The sequence below is a fragment of the Pseudomonas sp. AC169 genome, assembly GCF_979258515.1.
Window position 1 is genome coordinate 3,914,221 of sequence record NZ_OZ409866.1, and the last position, 21,802, is coordinate 3,936,022.

At 60.0% G+C, this 21,802-nt stretch carries 22 protein-coding genes; 17 read left to right on the forward strand and 5 right to left on the reverse strand.

Annotated elements, in window-relative coordinates; all coding sequences use genetic code 11:
- Positions 1–23: 23 nt before the first annotated feature.
- The 8 genes from ACZZ0G_RS17510 (at position 24) to ACZZ0G_RS17545 (ending at position 8,276) form a co-directional block, all read left to right on the forward strand.
- Positions 24–1,025, forward strand: a complete 1,002-nt coding sequence (locus ACZZ0G_RS17510; protein ID WP_463556967.1) for a diguanylate cyclase domain-containing protein — start codon at positions 24–26, stop codon at positions 1,023–1,025.
- Positions 1,026–1,349: 324 nt separating this feature from the next.
- Positions 1,350–2,445 (forward strand): peptide chain release factor 2 gene (prfB, locus tag ACZZ0G_RS17515; protein WP_099758102.1). Its coding sequence is split into 2 segments (ribosomal slippage): positions 1,350–1,421 and positions 1,423–2,445, totalling 1,095 coding nucleotides; the frame shifts between segments, so codons are not numbered across the junction.
- A 114-nt stretch (positions 2,446–2,559) separates the two neighbouring features.
- Positions 2,560–4,062: a lysine--tRNA ligase gene (lysS, locus tag ACZZ0G_RS17520; RefSeq protein WP_016983551.1), complete on the forward strand. Its 1,503-nt coding sequence runs from the start codon at positions 2,560–2,562 to the stop codon at positions 4,060–4,062.
- 105 nt (positions 4,063–4,167) lie between these two features.
- The gene (locus ACZZ0G_RS17525; protein WP_034154855.1) at positions 4,168–4,881 is read left to right on the forward strand and encodes a TetR/AcrR family transcriptional regulator; all 714 of its coding nucleotides are present in this window, start codon (positions 4,168–4,170) and stop codon (positions 4,879–4,881) included.
- 150 nt (positions 4,882–5,031) lie between these two features.
- Complete coding sequence (locus tag ACZZ0G_RS17530; RefSeq protein ID WP_134174860.1) at positions 5,032–5,586, forward strand: hypothetical protein; 555 nt, start codon at positions 5,032–5,034, stop codon at positions 5,584–5,586.
- 60 nt (positions 5,587–5,646) lie between these two features.
- Positions 5,647–6,897, forward strand: a complete 1,251-nt coding sequence (locus ACZZ0G_RS17535; protein ID WP_463558866.1) for a flavohemoglobin expression-modulating QEGLA motif protein — start codon at positions 5,647–5,649, stop codon at positions 6,895–6,897.
- Between the two features lie 147 nt (positions 6,898–7,044).
- Positions 7,045–7,950 (forward strand): alpha/beta hydrolase, encoded by a 906-nt coding sequence (locus tag ACZZ0G_RS17540; protein WP_463556968.1) that lies wholly within the window; start codon positions 7,045–7,047, stop codon positions 7,948–7,950.
- Positions 7,947–8,276, forward strand: a complete 330-nt coding sequence (locus ACZZ0G_RS17545; RefSeq protein ID WP_034154859.1) for a hypothetical protein — start codon at positions 7,947–7,949, stop codon at positions 8,274–8,276. Before ACZZ0G_RS17540 ends, ACZZ0G_RS17545 begins: the two co-directional genes overlap by 4 nt.
- A gap of 574 nt (positions 8,277–8,850) precedes the next feature.
- Here ACZZ0G_RS17545 and ACZZ0G_RS17550 read toward each other — a convergent pair.
- From ACZZ0G_RS17550 to ACZZ0G_RS17560, 3 genes are all read right to left on the reverse strand, one after another.
- Positions 8,851–9,639, reverse strand: coding sequence for a lipotoxin F family OmpA-related protein LptF (locus tag ACZZ0G_RS17550; protein WP_038357819.1), 789 nt, complete (start codon positions 9,637–9,639; stop codon positions 8,851–8,853).
- Positions 9,640–9,694: 55 nt separating this feature from the next.
- A complete protein-coding gene (locus tag ACZZ0G_RS17555; RefSeq protein ID WP_034154861.1) occupies positions 9,695–10,099 on the reverse strand; it encodes a DUF4398 domain-containing protein in 405 nt (134 codons plus the stop codon).
- A gap of 378 nt (positions 10,100–10,477) precedes the next feature.
- The gene (locus ACZZ0G_RS17560) at positions 10,478–10,822 is read right to left on the reverse strand and encodes a hypothetical protein (RefSeq protein WP_016983304.1); all 345 of its coding nucleotides are present in this window, start codon (positions 10,820–10,822) and stop codon (positions 10,478–10,480) included.
- Between the two features lie 213 nt (positions 10,823–11,035).
- Between ACZZ0G_RS17560 and ppc the strand changes: the two genes are divergently transcribed.
- From ppc to ACZZ0G_RS17595, 7 genes are all read left to right on the forward strand, one after another.
- Positions 11,036–13,666 (forward strand): phosphoenolpyruvate carboxylase, encoded by a 2,631-nt coding sequence (gene ppc / locus ACZZ0G_RS17565; RefSeq protein WP_463556969.1) that lies wholly within the window; start codon positions 11,036–11,038, stop codon positions 13,664–13,666.
- A 300-nt stretch (positions 13,667–13,966) separates the two neighbouring features.
- Positions 13,967–14,617, forward strand: coding sequence for an adenylate kinase (gene adk, locus ACZZ0G_RS17570; RefSeq protein ID WP_463556970.1), 651 nt, complete (start codon positions 13,967–13,969; stop codon positions 14,615–14,617).
- Positions 14,618–14,710: 93 nt separating this feature from the next.
- Positions 14,711–15,385, forward strand: coding sequence for a tRNA (adenosine(37)-N6)-threonylcarbamoyltransferase complex dimerization subunit type 1 TsaB (tsaB, locus tag ACZZ0G_RS17575; RefSeq protein WP_463556971.1), 675 nt, complete (start codon positions 14,711–14,713; stop codon positions 15,383–15,385).
- A gap of 257 nt (positions 15,386–15,642) precedes the next feature.
- Positions 15,643–15,951 (forward strand): hypothetical protein, encoded by a 309-nt coding sequence (locus ACZZ0G_RS17580; RefSeq protein WP_463397526.1) that lies wholly within the window; start codon positions 15,643–15,645, stop codon positions 15,949–15,951.
- Positions 15,951–16,811: a DUF72 domain-containing protein gene (locus ACZZ0G_RS17585; protein WP_463556972.1), complete on the forward strand. Its 861-nt coding sequence runs from the start codon at positions 15,951–15,953 to the stop codon at positions 16,809–16,811. Before ACZZ0G_RS17580 ends, ACZZ0G_RS17585 begins: the two co-directional genes overlap by 1 nt.
- Before the next feature lie 32 nt (positions 16,812–16,843).
- A complete protein-coding gene (locus ACZZ0G_RS17590) occupies positions 16,844–17,665 on the forward strand; it encodes an isocitrate lyase/PEP mutase family protein (RefSeq protein WP_463556973.1) in 822 nt (273 codons plus the stop codon).
- Positions 17,666–17,667: 2 nt separating this feature from the next.
- Positions 17,668–18,360 carry an extensin-like domain-containing protein gene (locus ACZZ0G_RS17595; protein WP_463556974.1) on the forward strand — a complete coding sequence of 231 codons (693 nt, stop codon included), beginning with the start codon at positions 17,668–17,670 and terminating at the stop codon, positions 18,358–18,360.
- Between the two features lie 3 nt (positions 18,361–18,363).
- Here the strand turns inward: ACZZ0G_RS17595 and ACZZ0G_RS17600 are convergent, their stop codons facing one another.
- Positions 18,364–18,984, reverse strand: a complete 621-nt coding sequence (locus tag ACZZ0G_RS17600) for an energy transducer TonB (protein ID WP_463556975.1) — start codon at positions 18,982–18,984, stop codon at positions 18,364–18,366.
- 92 nt (positions 18,985–19,076) lie between these two features.
- Between ACZZ0G_RS17600 and ACZZ0G_RS17605 the strand changes: the two genes are divergently transcribed.
- Complete coding sequence (locus ACZZ0G_RS17605) at positions 19,077–19,859, forward strand: class I SAM-dependent methyltransferase (RefSeq protein WP_463556976.1); 783 nt, start codon at positions 19,077–19,079, stop codon at positions 19,857–19,859.
- A gap of 106 nt (positions 19,860–19,965) precedes the next feature.
- On the opposite strand, the gene ACZZ0G_RS17610 is transcribed toward ACZZ0G_RS17605, so the two are convergent.
- Entirely contained in the window at positions 19,966–20,601 is a 636-nt protein-coding gene (locus tag ACZZ0G_RS17610) for a TetR/AcrR family transcriptional regulator (RefSeq protein ID WP_463556977.1), read from the reverse strand.
- A 94-nt stretch (positions 20,602–20,695) separates the two neighbouring features.
- Here ACZZ0G_RS17610 and ACZZ0G_RS17615 point away from each other — a divergent pair, with 94 nt between their 5' ends.
- Positions 20,696–21,796 (forward strand): efflux RND transporter periplasmic adaptor subunit, encoded by a 1,101-nt coding sequence (locus ACZZ0G_RS17615; protein ID WP_463556978.1) that lies wholly within the window; start codon positions 20,696–20,698, stop codon positions 21,794–21,796.
- Positions 21,797–21,802: the final 6 nt, after the last annotated feature.

Consider the following 21,802-nt stretch of genomic DNA (forward strand, 5'->3'; position numbering starts at 1 on the left):
CCGCAGTACTCAGGTGACCGCCCATGAATGACTTACAGATCGACGACATTAAAACCGACGAAAACGCCGCCATGGTGTTGTTGGTGGACGATCAGGCGATGATCGGCGAAGCCGTGCGCCGTGGGCTGTCGAACGAAGAGAACATCGACTTCCACTTCTGCTCCGATCCGCATCAGGCCATTGCGCAAGCGGTGCGGATCAAACCGACGGTGATTCTGCAGGACTTGGTGATGCCCGGCCTCGATGGCCTCAGTCTGGTGCGCGAATACCGCAACCACCCGGCGACCAAAGACATTCCGATCATCGTCCTGTCGACCAAGGAAGACCCGCTGATCAAGAGCGCGGCGTTTTCGGCCGGAGCCAACGACTATCTGGTGAAACTGCCGGACACCATCGAACTGGTTGCGCGCATCCGCTATCACTCGCGCTCGTACATGACGTTGCTGCAGCGGGATGCGGCGTACCGCGCGCTGCGGGTCAGCCAACAGCAATTGCTCGACACCAACCTGGTGCTGCAACGCCTGATGAATTCCGATGGTCTGACGGGGCTGTCCAATCGCCGGCACTTTGACGAATACCTGGAACTGGAGTGGCGCCGCTCGCTGCGTGACCAGAGCCAGTTGTCGTTGCTGATGATCGACGTTGATTACTTCAAGCCGTACAACGACAGCTTCGGCCACGTTGAAGGCGACGAGGCACTGCGCAAGGTCGCCACGGCGATCCGCGACGCCAGCGCACGACCTTCGGACTTGCCGGCACGTTATGGCGGTGAAGAGTTTGCGTTGGTATTGCCGAACACCTCGCCGGGCGGCGCGCGGCTGGTCGCGGAGAAACTGCGCCAGACCGTGGCTTCGCTGAAGATTCCGCACAACACCCCGGGGGAGGGCGCGAGTCTGACCATCAGTATTGGTCTGGCGACGATGGTGCCGCAGGCGGGTAGCGATTGCCGGTTGCTGATTTCGGCGGCGGATCGTGGGTTGTATCTGGCCAAGAACAATGGGCGTAATCAGGTCGGGATCGAGTAAACGCTTACGCTCATCGGAACGCCGCCCGCCCAGCCCTCTCCCGGAGGGAGAGGGGGCCGACCGAGGTGTCTTTGGTCCTACATCGACCTGAAAGACCTCGGCGATTATGGATCTGTAAGCTTGGCACTTCCGGATTCAGCAAAGCCCCTTCACGTCGGCGTACCTCCCGAATATCCCCCAATCGGTCCCCTCTACCTCTGGGAGAGGGTTAGGGTGAGGGCAAAGGCTTTAATGATCCCCACACCCGCCAGACGGGCTGCCGTGACAGCCTGATTACGTTATACTCGCCGGCTTTCAAAAGTTCGCCAACGAGTGCTGCCCGTCATGGAAATCAACCCGATCCTGAACACCATCAAGGACCTGTCCGAGCGCTCCGAAACTATTCGGGGGTATCTTTGACTACGATCAAAAGCATGAGCGTCTGACTGAAGTCAATCGCGAGCTTGAAGATCCGAGCGTCTGGAACAAACCTGAATACGCCCAGGAACTGGGCCGCGAGCGCGCTGCGCTGGCGCAGATCGTCGACACTCTCGACGAACTGAACGGCGGCCTGGCCGATTGCCGCGACCTGCTGGACATGGCCGTCGAAGAAAACGACGAAGGCGCAGTGGGCGATGTCGTCGCCGAGCTGGCCCGTCTCGAGGAAAATCTGGCCAAGCTGGAATTCCGCCGCATGTTCAGCCATGAAATGGACCCGAACAACGCCTACCTGGACATCCAGGCCGGTTCCGGCGGCACCGAAGCCCAGGACTGGGCCAACATCCTGTTGCGCATGTACCTGCGCTGGGCGGACAAGCGCGGTTTCGATGCGACCATCATGGAACTGTCGGCCGGTGAAGTCGCCGGTATCAAAGGTGCGACCGTGCACATCAAGGGCGAATACGCCTTTGGCTGGCTGCGGACCGAGATCGGCGTACACCGTCTGGTGCGCAAGAGCCCGTTCGACTCCGGTAACCGTCGCCACACCTCGTTCTCCGCGGTTTTCGTCTCGCCAGAGATCGACGACAAGGTCGAAATCGAAATCAACCCGGCAGACCTGCGGATCGACACCTATCGTTCCTCCGGTGCCGGTGGTCAGCACGTAAACACCACCGACTCGGCCGTACGTATCACCCACGTACCGACCAACACCGTGGTCAGCTGCCAGAACGAACGTTCCCAGCACGCCAACAAGGACACCGCCATGAAAATGCTGCGGGCCAAGTTGTACGAGCAGGAAATGCAGAAACGCAACGCCGCGTCGCAAGCGCTGGAAGACACCAAGTCCGACATTGGCTGGGGTCACCAGATTCGCTCGTACGTGCTCGATGCGTCGCGGATCAAGGATCTGCGCACCAACATCGAACGCAGCGACTGCGACAAGGTACTCGACGGTGATATCGACGAATACCTGGAAGCCAGCCTGAAATCCGGGCTGTAAAAGACGCAATACAGCATCGGCTGATTCAGCACGATCCCTGTAGGAGCCAGCCCTGCTGGCGATCCCCGGGCCGCAAGGTCCGGGGGCAACGAACCTGATGGAATATCTAAAGACATGAGCGACCAACAACTCGACCCGCAAGCCCTGCAACAGGAAGAAAACTCCCTGATCGCCCTGCGCAAGGAAAAGCTGGCTGCCGAGCGCGCCAAGGGCAACGCCTTCCCGAACGACTTCCGCCGCGAAAACTACTGCGAAGATCTGCAGAAGAAATACGCGGACAAGACCAAGGAAGAGCTGGCAGAGGCTGCAATCCCGGTCAAGGTTGCCGGTCGCATCATGCTCAACCGTGGCTCGTTCATGGTGATCCAGGACATGACCGGTCGCATCCAGGTCTACGTCAACCGCAAGACCCTGTCGGAAGACACCCTGGCCGCGGTGAAAACCTGGGACATGGGCGACATCATTGCCGCTGAAGGCACCCTGGCGCGTTCCGGCAAGGGCGACCTGTACGTTGAAATGACCAGCGTGCGTCTGCTGACCAAATCGCTGCGTCCGCTGCCGGACAAGCACCACGGCCTGACCGACACCGAACAGCGCTACCGCCAGCGCTACGTTGACCTGATCGTCAACGAAGAAGTGCGTCAGACCTTCCGCGTACGTTCGCAAGTGATCGCGCACATCCGCAGCTTCCTGATGAAGCGCGACTTCCTCGAAGTCGAAACGCCGATGCTGCAGACCATTCCGGGCGGCGCTGCGGCCAAGCCGTTCGAAACCCACCACAACGCGCTGGACATGGAAATGTTCCTGCGTATCGCCCCGGAGCTGTACCTCAAGCGTCTGGTGGTCGGTGGCTTTGAAAAGGTTTTCGAGATCAACCGCAACTTCCGTAACGAAGGCGTTTCGACGCGTCACAACCCTGAATTCACCATGTTGGAGTTCTACCAGGCGTACGCCGACTACGAAGACAACATGGACCTGACCGAAGAACTGTTCCGTGAACTGGCGCAGTTGGTTCTGGGCAGCACCGACGTGCCGTACGGCGACAAGGTGTTCCATTTCGGCGAGCCGTTCGTGCGTCTGTCGGTGTTCGACTCGATCCTCAAGTACAACCCTGAGCTGACCGCCGATGATCTGAATGACATCGACAAGGCTCGCGCCATCGCCAAGAAGGCCGGCGCCAAGGTGCTGGGCTTCGAAGGTCTGGGCAAGCTGCAGGTGATGATTTTCGAAGAACTGGTCGAGCACAAGCTGGAGCAGCCGCACTTCATTACTCAGTACCCGTTCGAAGTGTCGCCGCTGGCCCGCCGCAACGACGACAACCCGAACGTCACCGACCGCTTCGAGCTGTTCATCGGTGGCCGTGAAATCGCCAACGCCTACTCCGAGTTGAACGACGCGGAAGACCAGGCCGAGCGCTTCATGGCGCAGGTGGCCGACAAGGACGCCGGCGACGACGAAGCCATGCACTACGACGCCGACTTCGTTCGCGCGCTGGAGTACGGCATGCCGCCAACGGCCGGTGAAGGCATCGGCATCGATCGTCTGGTGATGTTGTTGACCAATTCACCGTCGATCCGCGATGTGATCCTGTTCCCGCACATGCGACCGCAAGCGTAAACGTTTCAGTTAAAAAGCCGCCTAAAACAGGCGGCTTTTTATTGCCTGTCTGGTACAAATGTATCAATTGGTTAATTTTGCAATAGCAGAGGAAGTTCTGTCGTGATGGGTGCAATAGCTCAAGAAGGTGCAGCGGGTATCGCCACTGCGGTCGCTGAAAGCGTTCAGTACCAGGGTCGCAAGGCCAGCCGACAGGGCAGTGAGCAGCGTCGACAGGACATTCTCGACGCAGCGATGCGTATTGTCGTGCGTGATGGCGTGCGCGCCGTGCGTCACCGCGCAGTGGCTGCCGAGGCTGGTGTGCCGCTGTCGGCGACCACCTATTACTTCAAGGACATCGATGACCTGCTGACCGATACCTTCGCCCAATACGTCGAGCGCAGCGCGGCGTACATGGCCAAGTTGTGGGTCAACAATGAAGGCTTGCTGCGTGAGATGGTGGTCAGCGGCGACGGCAGTCCCGAATCGCGCTCGCAACTTGCCGACGACATTGCGCGCTTGATGGCCGACTACGTGCATCGGCAATTGGTTAACCGCCGCGAGCATTTGATGGCCGAGCAGGCGTTCCGCCAGGAAGCGCTGCTCAACCCGCGTCTGGCGATTCTGGTGCGCTCGCACCAGCAGATTCTGCTGCAGGGCACCTGCCAGTTGTTCCAGGTGTTGGGCTCGCGCGAACCGCAACAGGATGCCAAGGTGTTGACGGCGATTATCGGACGGATGGAATATCAAGGCCTGCTCAACGACGCCGAGCCTTTGGCCGAAGAGGACATGCTCGGCATTCTGACGCGTTACATGCACCTGGTGCTCGCGTCGGTGTAACGCAATCGTTGCCGCGTGACGCCGATCCCAGTGTAGGAGCTGCCGAAGGCTGCGATCTTTTGATCTTGCTTTTAGAGATCAAGATCAAAAGATCGCAGCCTTCGGCAGCTCCTACAGTGGAAGGTGTTTCAGATTCATAGGGAGTATTGAATGAAAGCCTGGCGTGGCGTGCTGATCGCCTTGTCGTTCCTGCTGCTCAGTGGTTGTCTGGTGACCTTCAAGGAACCGCTGACCGCCAGTGATCCGGCGCCCAAGGGCCTGCTCGGCAAATGGTCGAGCACCAATGCCTGGGGCGAACCGATGAACCTTGAGCTGACGCGCCTGGGCAACGACCGCTATCAGGCTGTCACGTACTTCAAGGCCAAGCCCCGCGAACGCGAAGCCTATCCGTTCACGGTGTCGCGCCATGGCAACCGCTGGTATCTGTCGGCGAAAGTCCCGGCGCAGTACGGTGGCCATTTCACCATCGCCGGTTTCGAACTCACCGACAAACACGAACTGGTGGTCTACAACCTCGATCTCGAACAGATCAATCAAGCGATCAAGCAAAAAGCCCTCGACGGTCAGGCCTTCCAGACCGACGATGGCGACGGCGTGCACGTCGACAGCAACCTCGACAAGGTCTTTGCTTACCTCGACGATCCGGCCAATTCCGATGTCTTCGTTGAAGCTGTGCGCTACCAGCGTCAGGCCCGCGCCCAATAATTCATTACGTCAGGTTTTCTACAGGAGTTTCGGGTGGACGATTACCAGCAGACGATACGCATGTTGTCCGACCGCATTGTGCTGGCGCAGACGCCGATCCGCGTACTCGACGCGGTCAAGTGGGACGAGAGCATTCGCAAGGGCTTCCTCAAGGCCAAAGGCAAGGAAATGCCGGCGGTGGATCGTGACTACTACCTCAATCGGCCACTGAGTTTCGATTCGAGCAAGGTCAAACTGGAATTCCAGAACATCGAGCGTGACATCACCCGCCAGCTCGGCCAATTCAACCCGGTCGGGCAGATCATGCGCCGTATGTGCAAGGAATACCGCATGGTGGTGCGCATGCTTGAAGCGCGTGGCACCGAGGATTTCGGTCTGATTTCGCAGGAACTGTACGGCGCCGCCTCCGATGCATTCCACGCCGGTGACCCAACGCTGGCCGACCTCGGCCTGATGATGTCCGACTACCTGAACAACATTGATGGCCGTGGCGACCTCAAGGACGAGCCGAAAATTCTCACCGCCAAAGACGCGGTGCACTTGCTGCAGACCCGTCTGAACAAAGTGTTCGGCGAGGCCGAGGAAACCATCCGCGTGTTCGAGTCCGACGGTATCGTTGCCGACGCAGCGGCAGGCGCCGACTACATCAAGATCCGCACCGACGCGATGTTCAACGATCGCGACGTGCGTGCGTTGGAAGTTCACGAAGGCCTGGTACACGTCGGCACTACGCTCAACGGCTTGAACCAGCCGATCTGCACCTTCCTGTCCAAGGGCCCGCCGTCGTCGACGGTGACCCAGGAAGGCCTGGCGATCCTGATGGAGATCATCACCTTCGCTTCCTACCCAAGCCGTCTGCGCAAGCTGACCAATCGCACCCGCGCGATTCACATGGTCGAGGAGGGCGCTGATTTCCTGCAGATCTTCGAGTTCTTCCGTGAGCAGGGATTCGAAATGGCGGAAAGCTACGGCAACGCCAGTCGCGTTTTCCGTGGATCGACACCGAACGGTCTGCCATTCACCAAAGACTTGTCCTACCTCAAGGGCTTTATCATGGTTTACAACTACATTCAGTTGGCCGTGCGTAAGGGCAAGCTTGAGCAGATTCCGCTGTTGTTTTGTGGCAAGACCACGCTGGAAGACATGCGAACGCTGCGTCAGTTGGTGGATGAAGGGTTGGTGGTACCGCCGAAGTATCTGCCGGACCAGTTCCGTGATTTGAATGCGTTGTCGGCGTGGATGTGCTTCTCCAACTTCCTCAATCACCTGAGCCTGGACCGGATCGAGGCGGATTACTCCAACATCCTCTAACCCACTACAGACCGATCGTTCCCACGCTCCGCGTGGGAATGCCGCCATGGACGCTCCGCGTCCACTATGACGCAGAGCGTCACGGGATGTATTCCCACGCAGAGCGTGGGAACGATCTGAACCTGAATTTTTGCGAGGTTTCACCGGATGAGAATCCTCGGCATTTTCTGCCTGCTCCTGACCCTCAGCGGTTGTAGCTCTCTGTTGTTCTACCCCGAACCGGGCCAGATCTTCACCCCGGAAAAAGCCAAACTCGAATACCGCACCGTCACGCTGGTGACGGCGGATGGCTTGAAGCTCAACGCCTGGTGGCTGCCGGCCAAACCCGGCGTAGAGGTCAAGGGCACCGTCCTGCACCTGCACGGCAACGGCGGCAATCTGCCGATGCACCTCGGTGGCAGTTGGTGGCTGCCGAAAAATGGCTATCAAGTGCTGCTGGTGGACTATCGCGGTTATGGCTTGTCCGAGGGCGAGCCGAGTTTGCCGGCGATCTATCAGGACATCGACGCCGCGTTCGCCTGGCTCGACAAGGCGCCGGAAGTCAAAGGCAAGCCATTGGTGTTGCTCGGCCAAAGCCTCGGCGGTTCGATGGCGGTGCATTGGCTGGTACAACATCCTGAAAGACAAAAGCAGCTCAAGGCTTTGGTGCTCGACGGTGTACCCGCCAGTTACCGCAGCGTCGGCCAGTATGCGCTGAGCACCTCGTGGCTGACCTGGCCATTTCAGGTGCCGCTGTCGTGGTTGGTGCCGGACGGCGACAGCGCGATCAATTCGATGCCGCAACTCAACGGCGTGCCGAAGCTGATCTTCCACAGCCTCGACGATCCGCTGGTGCCGCTTTCCAATGGCATCCGTTTGTATCAGGCTGCGCCGCCCCCGCGCGTGCTGCAACTGACCCGGGGCGGTCATGTGCAGACGTTCGGCGACCCGGTGTGGCGTCAGGTGATGCTGCGCTATCTCGACGATCCCGAGCATTTCAACGGACTGCGCCGCCTCGGCGAAATCCCCAATTACCCGCAACCCCCGAATTCTGAAGATGAGAGTCCGCAATGACTGAAGAACGCAACGCCATCCCGCTGATCATCACCGGTATCTGCAGCATCCTCGGCACCGTCGGGGCGCTGTGGTACTACGGCTACCTGCACTTCGCCAAACCCGAGGATGCGTTGCTGCTCAACGAGTTCACCATGCTCAAGACCGTTCCCGGCGAAGATTACAAAGTCTCGTTGGACCCGGCGCCGCAGGTGGCGCAGTGCATCGATGGGGTGTTGGTGTTGTTTGATACCGAGCAGAAAGGTTTGACCGGTGTGCTGATCAACGCCCAGAAGAAAGCCGTACGTTGCATGGGGGAAGAAACTCCGCAGAAGCTGGAGCAGTGATTCTGCAGGTTCAGCCCTCACCCTAACCCTCTCCCAGAGGGAGAGGGGACTGACCGAGGTGTCTTTCGCTATACGCCGACCTGATCCATCGTGTCGAACACAAATTCTGAAAGCACCACAAATCGGCTCCCTCTCCCTCGGGAGAGGGCTGGGGTGAGGGGGCTGCGATTTCAGCCCCCACAAAAAATCCCAGCCTGATCCATCGTGTCGAACACAAATTCTGAAAGCACCACAAATCGGCTCCCTCTCCCTCGGGAGAGGGCTGGGGTGAGGGGGCTGCGATTTCAGCCCCCACAAAAAATCCCAGCCTGATCCATCGTGTCGAACGCAAGTTCTGAAAGCACCACAAATCGGCGCCCTCTCCCTCGGGAGAGGGCTGGGGTGAGGGGTCGCGATTTCAGCCCCCACAAAAAAGCCCCGCCTGATCCATCGTGTCGAACGCAAATTCTGAAAGCACCACAAATCGGCTCCCTCTCCCTCGGGAGAGGGCTGGGGTGAGGGGCCGCGATTTCATCCCCCACAAAAAGCCCCGCCTGACTGAGTCAGGCGGGGCTTTTGCGTTACAGCAGTGCGCTTAGTTCGAGCTAACAGCCGAACGTGGCATCACCGGCTGGTTGTCGTTGGAAATGGTCACTTCCACACGACGGTTCATCGCACGGCCAGATACGCTGCCGTTCTCGGCAACCGGGTATTCCTTGCCGTAGCCTTGAGTGACGATGCGCGCTGGATCAACGCCCATTTTCACCAGTGCAGTGCGCACGGAGTTGGCGCGACGCTCGGACAGCGACTGGTTGTGGCTGGCGGTACCAGTGCTGTCGGTGTAACCCTCGACGATCACTTTGCGATCCGGGTTTTCCTGGAGGAACTGCGCCAGTTTGTTGATGTTGACCAGACCGCTGGACTTCAGGTCAGCACGGTCAGTGGCGAACAGCACATCACCGAAGGTCACCAGCGTACCGCGATCGGTCTGCTTGGCGTTCAGGCTGTCCTGCAGCTGTTTGATCTGCTGATCGCGAGCATCCAGACGTGCCTGGGCACGTTGGGCTGCAGCGTTCTTCAGATTGTTTTCAGCGGTGCGCAGGGCGATGGTCTGCTTGGCCACTTCCACGCGCTGGTTGGTCAGGTAGGCCAGTTGGTCAACCTTGGCCGCGTCCTGCTTGTCCAGATAAGCCTTGTCGGCCTTGTCCAGGTAATCGCTGGCGTCTTTGGTTTCCAGCGCGGCGACTTTGCTTGCCTGCGGGTTGGCTTGCAGGCCGGCGTAGTTGGTGCGCGCCTGTTCCAGGTTCGGGTTAGGCGGGGTGGAGCAGGCAGCCAGAGCAACGCTTGCGGCGAGGAGAGCGGGGATCATCAGTTGCTTACGCATAATTTGTCGTCCTTTCTATCGGTAAGAGATTCAGCTTTGCGGTCGGGATGCGCGCTTATTGCACGGTGCGCTGGCTTTCCTGACGCAGTTCCTGAACACCTTTCTGGGAATCCTTCACGGCTTGTTCGGCTTTAGCGGCCTGAGCCTTGCGTTCGGCGACGCGAGCGTCCCACTCGGCTTGCTCGGACAGGGTGCGCGCTTCGTCATACTTCTTGTCGTGCATGGCGATTTCGGCTTGTTTCAGTTTGTCCTGCGCTTGCTTCATCTCAACGGCAGCGAACTCGGTACCGCCGGCGCTGACTGCGCTGTTCACAGCCGACTGGGTCACGGCGTATTGCTCGGTCGGTGGGTTACCGGCGCAACCGGCCAGTACGAAGCTGGTGCCGATGGCCAGAGCCGCCAGTTTCAGACCGCGCAGGTGGGTAAACGAGGTTTGGTTTTTCATGGTCTTCAACTCCATTAGGCATCTCCTGAATACATCTGAATCCATCCTGGTCGAGGAGCCGAAAGCGTCGTGTGAAAGGCGTTTTTGAAACGCTCGTTCCAGGCGTGGTTACTGGTTCCGACCGGAGGCGTTTTTCAAAAGTTCAGAAAAGATGGCCTATCGCCAAAATAATTTTTGACCGAATGGACAAGGCTCTAGAGCGGGAACTTTGACGGGGTGGAGCGGTACGCGCGTGTGTTTCTAATACCGGAAACACCTCGATTTTTTAGCCAAAAATACAGTCAATGTGGGAGCGAGCCTGCTCGCGAAAGCGGTGTGCCAGTCACCATCAATGTCGACTGATATACCGCTTTCGCGAGCAGGCTCGCTCCCACAGTTTTTGACTAGGTTGTGTCAGTGTTTTTGCTTGCCTTCAACAGCAGACAGGTCATGCAAATGCCGCCGCGACAGCGCCAGAAAACGCGGCGTAGGCCCGACATCCTCATACAACGGATCACCTTCCTCATCCGTCGCCACCACCGTCGAACCCTTCACATACGGCAGGCTCGCTTCAAACTCTTCAAGGGCTGCGCCAATCAGTTCGCCGAGCAGTTCTTCGGCATGCCGTTTGGGGTACATCTCGGCAATCGCTGCCAGACGCGCAGCGGCTTCAACGTCCAGGTGAATCGTGTAGCCAGTGTCGGTCAGGCGACCCTTGGCGTTTTCTTCCCAATGCTGGGCGAGTTCACGAATTTTCATGATGACCTCATTTCGCGCCTGCTCATGGCAGGCCTGGGTGAGTGTCCGGCAGCGCCGGCGGCAAGCCGTTGTACGGCTTACTGTTGAGACTAGCTTTCGCCCACAAGGTTTAACGTCCCTTGGTCGGATGCTTGTAAGAAGCGGCGTAGAGCGGCACTCTCTAGGTCATGCACTCGTTTCTAAGCCGTCCGGATTACTGCTGGGGAATTGCTGATGACCGATATTGATGCACGCTTGCGCGAAGACGTTCACCTGCTCGGAGAGCTGTTGGGCAATACGATTCGAGACCAGTACGGCGAGGCTTTCCTCGACAAGATCGAGCAGATTCGCAAAGGCGCCAAGGCCGACCGCCGAGGCTCGATGGACGCCGAACTGAGCGCCAGCCTCAATCAATTGAGCGAAGATGAATTGCTCCCGGTGGCGCGGGCGTTCAACCAGTTTCTCAATCTGGCGAACATCGCCGAGCAGTATCAGTTGATCCATCGGCGCGAAGAGTCGCAGCCGGCGCCGTTCGAGTCCCGTGTGCTGCCGGAATTGCTCGCGCGTTTGCGCAACGAAGGCCACAGCGCCGAATCGCTTGCCCGGCAATTGGCGCGGCTGGAAATCGAACTGGTACTGACTGCGCACCCGACCGAAGTGGCGCGGCGCACGCTGATCCAGAAGTACGACGCGATCGCCGGGCAACTCGCTGCGCAGGACCATCGCGACCTGACCAGTGCCGAACGCGAACAGATTCAAAACACCCTGCAACGGCTGATCGCCGAAGCCTGGCACACCGAAGAAATCCGCCGCACGCGACCGACGCCGGTCGACGAAGCCAAATGGGGTTTCGCGGTGATCGAGCATTCGCTGTGGCAAGCGATCCCCAACCATATGCGCAAGGCCGACAAGGCGTTGCATGAAGCGACCGGCCTGCGTTTGCCGCTGGAAGCGGCACCGATTCGCTTCGCGTCGTGGATGGGCGGCGACCGTGACGGCAACCCCAACGTCACCGCTGCGGTGACCCGCGAAGTCTTGCTGCTGGCGCGCTGGATGGCTGCCGATCTGTACCTGCGTGATGTCGATCACCTGGCGGCCGAACTGTCGATGCAGCAGGCCAGCGATGCGCTCAAAGCCAAGGCGGGCGACAGCGCCGAGCCGTACCGGGCCGTGCTCAAACAATTGCGCGAACGCCTGCGCGCCACACGCAATTGGGCGCACGCCGCACTGACCGCGCCAACCCCGGCGCCGGCCGATGTGTTGCACAACAACCGCGATCTGCTCGATCCGCTGGAGCTGTGTTTCAACTCGCTGCACGAATGCGGCATGGGTGTGATCGCCGATGGACCGTTGCTTGATTGTCTGCGTCGTGCGGTGACTTTTGGCCTGTTCCTCGTTCGCCTCGATGTGCGCCAAGACTCGTCGCACCACAGTTCGGCGATGACCGAAATCACCGATTACCTTGGCCTCGGTCGCTACGAAGACTGGGACGAAGAACAGCGCATTACCTTCCTGACCCGCGAACTAAGCAATCGCCGGCCACTGCTGCCGGCACATTTCAAACCGTCGGCCGACACCGCCGAAGTGCTCAACACCTGCAAGGAAATCGCTGCGGCACCGGGCGCTTCGCTGGGTTCCTATGTGATTTCCATGGCCGGCGCGGCTTCCGATGTGCTCGCCGTGCAACTGCTGCTCAAAGAGTCCGGCGTGCTGCGGCCGATGCGCGTGGTGCCGCTGTTCGAAACCCTCGCCGACCTCGACAACGCCGGGCCAGTGATGGAGCGTTTGTTGCTGCTACCGGGTTACCGCGCGCGGCTGCAAGGCCCGCAGGAAGTGATGATCGGCTATTCCGATTCGGCCAAGGACGCCGGCACCACGGCAGCGGCCTGGGCGCAATATCGCGCGCAGGAACGCTTGGTGGAAATATGCCGCGAGCAGCAAGTCGAACTGCTCCTTTTCCATGGTCGCGGCGGCACCGTGGGTCGTGGCGGCGGTCCGGCGCATGCGGCGATTCTGTCGCAGCCACCGGGTTCGGTGGCGGGGCGTTTCCGTACCACTGAGCAGGGCGAAATGATTCGATTCAAATTCGGCCTGCCGGACATCGCCGAGCAAAACCTCAATCTGTATCTGGCGGCGGTGCTTGAAGCGACGTTGCTGCCACCACCGCCACCGACGCCTGAATGGCGCCATCTGATGGACGAATTGGCGGCCGATGGTGTCAGTGCTTACCGTCAGGTGGTGCGAGAAAATCCGCAGTTTGTCGAGTACTTCCGCCAGTCCACCCCGGAGCAGGAGTTAGGACGTTTGCCGCTCGGCAGTCGTCCGGCCAAACGCCGTGCTGGTGGCATCGAAAGCCTGCGGGCGATTCCGTGGATCTTCGGCTGGACGCAAACGCGGCTGATGCTGCCGGCGTGGCTCGGCTGGGAATCGGCGCTGAGCAAGGCGCTGGAACGCGGCGAAGGCGAACTGCTCGGGCAGATGCGCGAGCAGTGGCCGTTCTTCCGCACCCGTATCGATATGCTGGAAATGGTCTTGGCCAAGGCTGACGCGGATATCGCGCTGTCCTACGATCAACGTCTGGTCGAGCCGGATCTGCTGCCGTTGGGCGCGCAGTTACGCGACCTATTGTCGCAGGCGTGCACCGTGGTGCTCGGCTTGACCGGGCAGTCGCAGCTGCTGGCACATAGTCCGGACACCCTGGAATTCATCCGTCTGCGCAACACCTACCTCGACCCGCTACATCTATTGCAGGCCGAGTTGCTGGCCCGCTCGCGGCAACAGGATGTCGAGCAGGGCAGCCCGGTGGAACAGGCGTTGCTGGTGTCTGTGGCGGGGATTGCCGCCGGTTTGCGAAATACCGGCTAAGGTTTTTGTCTGGGCACGCGGCTCCCGGAGCATATGCCGGATGCCGCTTTGCCTGACGGGCGAAAGTGCCGCCAGGCGACAGTTAATGATGGGGTTGCGACTTGGGTTACCGCGTCGCAAGGTCGCGGGGGGCGTCGGTTTCTCCGACTTTTGGCGTCTTGTGTGGGCGCAGCCTGCTGTGTATCTTGATCAGCCTTTGGCCGTTTGTGCGGCCACGACCCGTATTTTCAGGATTCGTCCCAAGCGGCGAATCCTTTGTTTTGTAAAAGCTTTTTATAAAAAAATTGAGGAGCACATCTAATGCGCGTCATTCTGCTGGGAGCTCCCGGGGCCGGTAAAGGTACTCAGGCTAAGTTCATCACCGAAAAATTCGGCATTCCACAAATTTCCACCGGCGACATGCTGCGTGCAGCGGTCAAGGCCGGTACTCCACTGGGCGTTCAAGCCAAGAGCATCATGGATGCCGGCGGCCTGGTGTCGGATGACCTGATCATCGCACTGGTCAAGGACCGTATCGCTCAGCCAGATTGCGCCAACGGTTTCCTGTTCGACGGCTTCCCGCGCACCATTCCGCAGGCTGAAGCTTTGGTCACTGCCGGCGTCGAGCTGGACGCTGTGGTTGAAATCGCTGTTGAAGACGAAGAAATCGTTCAACGCATCGCCGGTCGTCGTGTTCACGAAGCCAGCGGCCGCGTTTACCACATCGTCTACAACCCGCCGAAAATCGCTGGCAAAGACGACATCACCGGCGAAGAGCTGGTACAGCGCAAGGACGACACCGAAGAAACCGTGCGTCATCGCCTGTCGGTCTACCACTCGCAGACCAAGCCGCTGGTGGAGTTCTACCAGAACCTGTCCGCCAAAAACGCTGGCAAGCCGAAGTACAGCCACATTCCTGGCGTTGGCTCGGTAGAAGCCATCACCGCCAAGGTGCTTGAAGCGCTGAGCTGAAAAGTCTGAACCGCAGCATCATCCACGGCCCGCTTGCGGGCCGTAGTTGTTTATACTGACGCACCTTTTCCCACCCCTGTTTTGGAAACATCGATGAGCACCTTGCTGGCCCTGGACACCGCGACTGAAGCTTGCTCCGTTGCCTTGCTGCATGACGGCAAGGTCACGAGCCATTACGAGGTGATCCCGCGCCTGCACGCGCAGAAGCTGCTGCCGATGATCCAGCAACTGCTGGCCGACGCCGGCACCACATTGCAGGCGGTCGATGCGATTGCCTTTGGTCGCGGACCGGGCGCATTCACCGGCGTGCGCATCGCTATCGGTGTCGTTCAAGGTCTGGCGTTCGCGCTGGATCGCCCGGTGCTGCCGGTGTCCAACCTGGCGGTGCTGGCGCAACGTGCGATGCGTGAACATGGCGTCAACCAGGTCGCGGCGGCCATCGATGCGCGGATGGATGAAGTGTATTGGGGCTGCTACCGCGCGACGGCGGGCGAGATGCGTCTGGTCGGTGCCGAAGCGGTGTTGCCGCCGGAAGTCGCCGCGCTGCCGGCGGATGCTAGCGGCGACTGGTTCGGTGCCGGCACGGGTTGGGGATATGGCGAGCGCATCGCCGTCAGTCTGACTGGTTCGGATGCCGGCATGCTGCCCCACGCCGAAGACCTGCTGACCTTGGCGCGTTTTGCCTGGGAACGCGGCGAGTCGATCCCGGCGGACGACGCACAACCGGTTTACCTGCGCGATAAAGTCGCCACCCCCAAGGCCCGCTGATTCACCACAAACCCTGTGGGAGCGAGCTTGCTCGCGAAGGCGTCCGGCCAGTCAATATCAATGTTGAAGGTGCTGGCCTCTTCGCGAGCAGGCTCGCTCCCACAGTGGACAGTGCGCTGCCAGAAGTTGGCCAATCGTCAGTTTCTAACCCCTCGCTTTAAACCTTTTGCGCTTTATGTGTTCTAGTTATCACTCGGCGGTTTGCTAAGTCGGTCAAGTGCCGCTAAATTGCCATCATCGATACCGAGCATGAAATTATGCGTATAGACGGCCTTTCCTCTCAGTCCTACCCCATCAAGCGCAAGCCTCGCAAAGGCAATGTGACGCTGGATGAATCCGTCGACGATATCGACGGCGAGCTGGAATTCCCGACTGAAGAGCAACTGGCCGCCCGCGCTGCCAAAGCCTCGGCCCAACGCCTGAGCAATCTGCCTGCCCGTCAGCAAGACATGATCTATCACCGTGCAATGAAAAAGAGCGTAGCCATGGCCTTGGCCAGCTACCTGAGCACCGCCGGTTTTGTCGATTGGGATGCAGACGTGCTGGGCCTCGATCTGTACATCTGATGGATTTGCCTTACTACCTCGGCTGCCCGTCCTGGAGCGAAAACGCCTGGCGCGAGTATCTGTATCCGGTAGACGCCAAAACCTCCGATTTCCTCGGTCTCTATTCGCAAGTGTTCAACGCCGTTGAAGGCAACACGACCTTCTACGCCAGCCCGTCGCCAGCCACGGTGCAGCGTTGGGCCGAAGTCATGCCCGAACACTTTCGCTTCACCGCCAAATTCCCCGGCGACATCAGCCACAGCGGCGACCTGCGCGACCAGCTGACCGCCGCAGAAACTTTCCTGCAATTACTCAAGCCCCTCGGTGAGCGCGTCTCGCCGCTGTGGCTGCAACTGTCGAAAAGCTTCACGCCGCAGCGGCTGCCAGAACTGGCGGCGTTCATCGATGCGCTGGATTGCCCCTTGGCGGTGGAAGTGCGCCACGAACAGTTCTTCGCCAAGGGCGAGAGCGAACGGCTGCTCAATCGCCTCCTGCTGGACCGTGGCGTCGAGCGCATTTGCCTTGATCCGCGTGCGCTGTTCAGTTGCCTGTCGACCGAGTCCTCGGTGATTCACGCGCAATCGAAAAAACCGCGAGTGCCGACGCGTCCGGCGGCGTTCACGCAATTCCCGCAGGTGCGCTTTATCGGTCACCCGGAACTGGAAGCCAACGATTCGTTCCTGGTGCCATGGGTGGCAAAAATCGCCGAGTGGATCGAAGAGGGCCGCACGCCGTACATCTTCCTGCACACCGCCGACAACCTCCTCGCAGCAAAGCTGGCGCAACGTTTCCACGCACAACTGATGCAACGTTTGCCTGGCCTGCCGGCGCTGCCTGAGCTATACAGAGAACCCGCTGCGGAGCAACTTGGCCTGCTCTGAGGCGGATTTTTATCCTGCCCAGGAGCCTGTCGATGGATGCCCAAGCCCTTAAAGCACACGCCTTCAAAACCTTGCATGAACGTCCGGGGATTTTCGTCATTCCCAATCCGTGGGATGCCGGCTCGGCGAAGATGCTCGCCAGCCTCGGCTATCAGGCTCTGGCAACGACCAGCGCCGGTTATGCGTTTTCCCAGGGCAAGGCCGATGGCGCGTTGAGTCTTGATGAGACGTTGGCCAATGTCCGTGCGATTGTTGCCGCGACCGATTTGCCAGTGGCAGTGGATCTGGAAAACGGCTTTGCCGATGATCCGGCCGAGGCCGCGAAAAGCCTGATTCGAGCAGCCGAGGCGGGCGCGGTGGGTGGTTCGATCGAAGACGCCACGGGCCGCCCGGACGCGCCGATCTATTGCTTCGAACACGCCGTGGCACGCGTCGAAGCCGCCGTCGCTGCGGTGCGCACCCTACCGTTTCCCTTCATGTTCACCGCGCGCGCGGAAAATTATCTGCACGGCAATCCCGACATCAACGACACCATTCGCCGCTTGCAGGCCTTCGCCGAGGCCGGCGCCGACGTGTTGTACGCGCCGGGTTTGCGCAACGCCGAAGAAGTGCTGGCGGTGGTGCGCGCGGTGGCGCCGAAACCGGTCAATGTGCTGATGTCCGGCGGCTTGAAACTGACCGTGCAGGAACTGCAAGACATGGGCGTGCGCCGCATCAGTACCGGTTCGGCACTGGCGTTGGCAGCGTTCGGCGAGTTCTTCCGCGCCGCTGAGGAGATCCAGCAGTCCGGCACCTTCGGCTTTACTTCGCAGTCGATGCCGTATGCCAAGGCCAATCAGTTTTTCAAAGGCTGAGCATGGGGCGGTGGATATTCTGGCTGGTGCTGCTGATGATTGGCGGCGCTGCGGTGAGTGTCTGGCGCGGTTGGCTAGACGTGCCGCCGCAATGGAATCCGTGGGCGCCGCTGGACGTGAAGGCCACGCCCAACTGGCTGACCGGCTACAAGCTGATGCGTTTGCGCAGTGACCCTGAACTCTGCACCCTGGCCCTGAGCAGTTCCGATCTGCGCGTCACCCGGCAATCCGACAGCCCCGACGCCAAGTGTCCGCTGATCGGCGCCTTGCGCGTACAGGGCGGTGAGGTGGCGCTGAGCAGCAGCTTCCTCGCCAGCTGTCCGCTGGCGGTGGCTTACGCGATGTTTGAACACCACACGCTGCAACCCGCCGCGCAATCCGTTTACGGGCAGAAGGTCGTGCGCCTCGATCACCTCGGCAGCTTCGCCTGTCGCAATGTCTATAACCGTGAAAGCGGCGCGCTCAGTCGCCATGCCAGTGCTGATGCGCTGGATATCGCCGGGTTTCGTCTGGCGGACGGCCGCACGATCAGCGTGCTCAAGGACTGGCCGAAGCCAAATCAGGACGCGCAGTTTCTCCGTCAGGTGCGCGACGGTGCCTGCGAGGCGTTCAGTGTGGTGTTGAGTCCGGATTACAACGCCGCCCATCGCAATCACTTTCATGTCGATGTCGGGCGCTGGAGCGTGTGTCGCTGAGGTTTAAGCGGCGAGGCGCAGGTTCTGCAGAACGATCGGGCGCGCCCAGCCGTTATCGAAGTCCAGCGCTTTCTGTTGCTCGACGATTTCTTCCGGCGGGAACGGCGGGAAAGGCTTCTGCATCAGGTCGAGGTCGAACTCGGCAATCGGCAGGTACAGCGGCTTCTTCTGCGGTGCCGGGCCAGGTTCTGGTGTCGGCTGACCATTGTTGATCACCACCGGACGCACCCAGCTGCTGTCGAAATCCTGTTGCTCTTGCTGTGCTTTGAGTTCTTCAGGCGGGAACGGTGGGAATGGCTTGTCCAGCAAGTCCAGTTCGAATTCGGCGATCGGCAGGAACAATGGCTCCGGCGGACGCACTTCGGTTTCGACCACATCGCACTCGCGCTGGCTGACGATGTGCGCGTGCAACTCGCTGCCGATAGTCGGCTCTTCCGGGCTGTTCAGGTCAACCGGTGGAAACGTGCCACAGGCCGGCACCACTTCACTCGTCTGTTCGGCCATCGCCTGGGCAAAGAAATCCTGCCACAGATGACTGACGCCGCTCAGTGCTTGAGTGTTGTGACGGCTAAAGTCGCCATGGGGCGAGATGTAGCCAATCGATGTGGGAAGAATGCCTGACATTTTTTTCGGTTGACGCTCAGCTCTGGCAAAATGCGCGTTGAATGAGTTATCGGCGGTTTTTGCCGGTCCTTGAATTTTTGAGCGTGTTTTCCATGATTGAGCAACCTGCGGCCTGCCGCATCCATGTTGAAGCCCTTGGCGCGACGTTTGAAGCGCCAGCGCAGCAATGGGCCGAGCGTCTCGGTCTGCCGCGTGAAGTGGCCGACGGCGAGTTTGCCTTGCAGCTCGGCGAGCAGGGTTTGCAACTGCAACAACTTGGCCCGGATGCACCGGGGCCGGTGCGGGTCGACTTCGTTGAAGGCGGCGCGGCGCATCGTCGGCTATACGGCGGCGGCAGCGGGCAGATGATCGCCAAGGCAGTTGGTATCGCGCAGGGCGTGCGCCCGCGAGTGCTGGATGCCACGGCGGGGCTGGGCAAGGATGCGTTTGTGCTGGCCAGCCTCGGTTGCGAGATGAGCCTGATCGAGCGTCAGCCATTGATTGGTGCGCTGCTGGAGGACGGTCTGGCGCGGGCGGCGGAAGATTTCGACGTGGCACCGATTGTGGCGCGGATGACGTTGCTCAAGGGCAATTCCATCGAAGTCATGCGTAACTGGGAAGGCGAGCCGCCTCAGGTGATCTACCTCGACCCGATGTTTCCCCATCGCGAGAAGACCGCGCTGGTGAAGAAGGAAATGCGCCTGTTCCGGCCGTTGGTGGGCGATGATCCGGATGCGCCGGCGTTGCTCGAAGCCGCGTTGGCATTGGCTACACACCGGGTGGTGGTCAAGCGCCCGCGCAAGGCGCCATGCATTGAAGGGCCGAAGCCGAGCCATGCGCTGGATGGCAAATCGAGCCGGTATGACATCTACCCGAAGAAAGCGCTCAAGGCTTAAGACCGAGGCACCCCCATTTGCGAGCAAGCTCGCTCCCACATTTGAAATGCATTCCAATGTGGGAGCGAGCTTGCTCGCGAAGGCGTCCGCTCAGACACCTTAAAAGTCAGGGCCTGTAAGCGCGCATAAACAAAGCCACAACTTCCTGAATATGGCTCTCCGCAGCCTCTTCGCTCAACGGCTCGCCACAGCCATACAACAAGCGAAAATTCCCCGCACCCTTGATCAGGCAAAAGAAATGCTCGGCGGCATTGCGCGGCAGATCGATGCTCAGCACGCCGCTGTCATGGATCTGCGTCAGCAACCGCTCCATGCCCTGCACCATGCGCTGCGGCCCTGCCTCGAAGAAGATCAGCGACAGTTTCGGATCCTGAACCCCTAGCGCCATGATCAATCGGTGCAGGTTCACCGATTCATCGCTGTTGATCAGGTGATGAAAGCCCCGCGCAATGTTCAGCAACACATTTTCCACGGCGATGCCTTCGGGCAGTTCGAAGAACAGCGGCGGCAATTGCTCCTCGCATTTGGCCACCACGGCAGCAGAGAACAACGTCTCCTTGTCGTTGAAATGGCTGTAGACCGTCAGCTTCGACACGCCGGCCTCGCTGGCAACCGCGTCCATGCTGGTGTTGGCATAGCCATGACTCAGAAAGAGGATTTTCGCCGCGTCGAGGATTGCCTGGCGCTTGGCCAGATCCTTGGGGCGGCCCGGGCCGTTTGGAGCTGAAGGATTGTTCGACATTCTTCGCTTTTAATACTGGACTGGTGAGTTTGCTATTAATAACATACCCGCCAGTATAATTATTCCAAGCACCATTAGCGAAAGGTCCGTCACCATGTTCCGCCATGCGTTGTCCTTTGCGTTGCCAGCGAGTCTGGCGTTCCTTTTGTCAGCGTGTGGTCAGGAAGAGGCGACGCCAGTCTCCGTACGACCGGCCATGGTGGTGCAGCCAGAGCCTTCGGCGCAGGCGATGGAAAGTTATCCGGGTGAGGTGCGTGCCCGCTACGAACCCGATCTGGCGTTCCGTATTGGCGGTAAAGTCAGCCGACGACTGGTCGATGAAGGTCAGCGCGTAAAGGCTGATCAACCACTCGCCGAACTCGATCCGCAGGACGTGCGCCTGCAACTGGAAGCCACTCGCGCCCAGGTTGCTGCCGCCGAAGCCAATCTCAATCTGGTCCGCGCCGAGCGCGATCGCTACAAGACCCTGATGGATCGGCAGATGGTCAGCCGCTCGGCTTACGACAATGCGGAAAACCTTTACCGCTCCGGTGAAGCCCGCCTCAAACAAATCAAAGCTGAATTCAACGTCTCGACCAATCAGGCCAGTTATGCGGTGCTGCGTGCGCCGCAGGATGGCGTGGTGGCCAAGCGTTCGGTGGAAGTCGGCCAGGTGGTTGCCGCAGGGCAAACGGTGTTTACCCTTGCCACCGACGGCGAGCGCGAAGTGCTGATCAGCCTGCCGGAGCAGAGCTTCGGGCGCTTCAGGGTCGGTCAGCCGGTGACTGTTGAATTGTGGACGCAGCAGAACCAGCGCTTCGCCGGGCAAATCCGCGAACTCTCACCCGCCGCCGATCCACGCTCGCGCACCTTTGCCGCGCGCATCTCGTTCACCAGCGGCAAAGTCCCGGCCGAATTGGGCCAGAGTGCCCGAGTGTTCGTGCAATCGGCCGATAACGTTTCCCTGTCAGTGCCGCTCTCGGCACTCACCGCGGAAAACGGCGCGACATACGTGTGGGTCGTCAACGGCAATAACACCTTGAAGAAAACCCCAGTGCGCATCGGTCCGTTCGGCGAGAAAACCGTACCGGTGCTCGAAGGCCTGAACGCCAGCGATTGGGTGGTCGCCGCCGGCGTGCATGTGTTGCTCGAAGGGCAGCAGGTGCGGCCGGTGGATCGCTCCAACCGTGTGGTCAATCTGGCGGACAAGGAGTAAGCCCCA

Coding starts and splice junctions, on each gene's coding strand:
- ACZZ0G_RS17510 (WP_463556967.1), top strand. CDS start 24: ATGAATGACTTACAGATCGACGACATTAAAACCGACGAAAACGCCGCC.
- lysS (WP_016983551.1), top strand. CDS start 2,560: ATGAGCGACCAACAACTCGACCCGCAAGCCCTGCAACAGGAAGAAAAC.
- ACZZ0G_RS17525 (WP_034154855.1), top strand. CDS start 4,168: ATGGGTGCAATAGCTCAAGAAGGTGCAGCGGGTATCGCCACTGCGGTC.
- ACZZ0G_RS17530 (WP_134174860.1), top strand. CDS start 5,032: ATGAAAGCCTGGCGTGGCGTGCTGATCGCCTTGTCGTTCCTGCTGCTC.
- ACZZ0G_RS17535 (WP_463558866.1), top strand. CDS start 5,647: ATGTTGTCCGACCGCATTGTGCTGGCGCAGACGCCGATCCGCGTACTC.
- ACZZ0G_RS17540 (WP_463556968.1), top strand. CDS start 7,045: ATGAGAATCCTCGGCATTTTCTGCCTGCTCCTGACCCTCAGCGGTTGT.
- ACZZ0G_RS17545 (WP_034154859.1), top strand. CDS start 7,947: ATGACTGAAGAACGCAACGCCATCCCGCTGATCATCACCGGTATCTGC.
- ACZZ0G_RS17550 (WP_038357819.1), bottom strand. CDS start 9,639: ATGCGTAAGCAACTGATGATCCCCGCTCTCCTCGCCGCAAGCGTTGCT.
- ACZZ0G_RS17555 (WP_034154861.1), bottom strand. CDS start 10,099: ATGGAGTTGAAGACCATGAAAAACCAAACCTCGTTTACCCACCTGCGC.
- ACZZ0G_RS17560 (WP_016983304.1), bottom strand. CDS start 10,822: ATGAAAATTCGTGAACTCGCCCAGCATTGGGAAGAAAACGCCAAGGGT.
- ppc (WP_463556969.1), top strand. CDS start 11,036: ATGACCGATATTGATGCACGCTTGCGCGAAGACGTTCACCTGCTCGGA.
- adk (WP_463556970.1), top strand. CDS start 13,967: ATGCGCGTCATTCTGCTGGGAGCTCCCGGGGCCGGTAAAGGTACTCAG.
- tsaB (WP_463556971.1), top strand. CDS start 14,711: ATGAGCACCTTGCTGGCCCTGGACACCGCGACTGAAGCTTGCTCCGTT.
- ACZZ0G_RS17580 (WP_463397526.1), top strand. CDS start 15,643: ATGCGTATAGACGGCCTTTCCTCTCAGTCCTACCCCATCAAGCGCAAG.
- ACZZ0G_RS17585 (WP_463556972.1), top strand. CDS start 15,951: ATGGATTTGCCTTACTACCTCGGCTGCCCGTCCTGGAGCGAAAACGCC.
- ACZZ0G_RS17590 (WP_463556973.1), top strand. CDS start 16,844: ATGGATGCCCAAGCCCTTAAAGCACACGCCTTCAAAACCTTGCATGAA.
- ACZZ0G_RS17595 (WP_463556974.1), top strand. CDS start 17,668: ATGGGGCGGTGGATATTCTGGCTGGTGCTGCTGATGATTGGCGGCGCT.
- ACZZ0G_RS17600 (WP_463556975.1), bottom strand. CDS start 18,984: ATGTCAGGCATTCTTCCCACATCGATTGGCTACATCTCGCCCCATGGC.
- ACZZ0G_RS17605 (WP_463556976.1), top strand. CDS start 19,077: ATGATTGAGCAACCTGCGGCCTGCCGCATCCATGTTGAAGCCCTTGGC.
- ACZZ0G_RS17610 (WP_463556977.1), bottom strand. CDS start 20,601: ATGTCGAACAATCCTTCAGCTCCAAACGGCCCGGGCCGCCCCAAGGAT.
- ACZZ0G_RS17615 (WP_463556978.1), top strand. CDS start 20,696: ATGTTCCGCCATGCGTTGTCCTTTGCGTTGCCAGCGAGTCTGGCGTTC.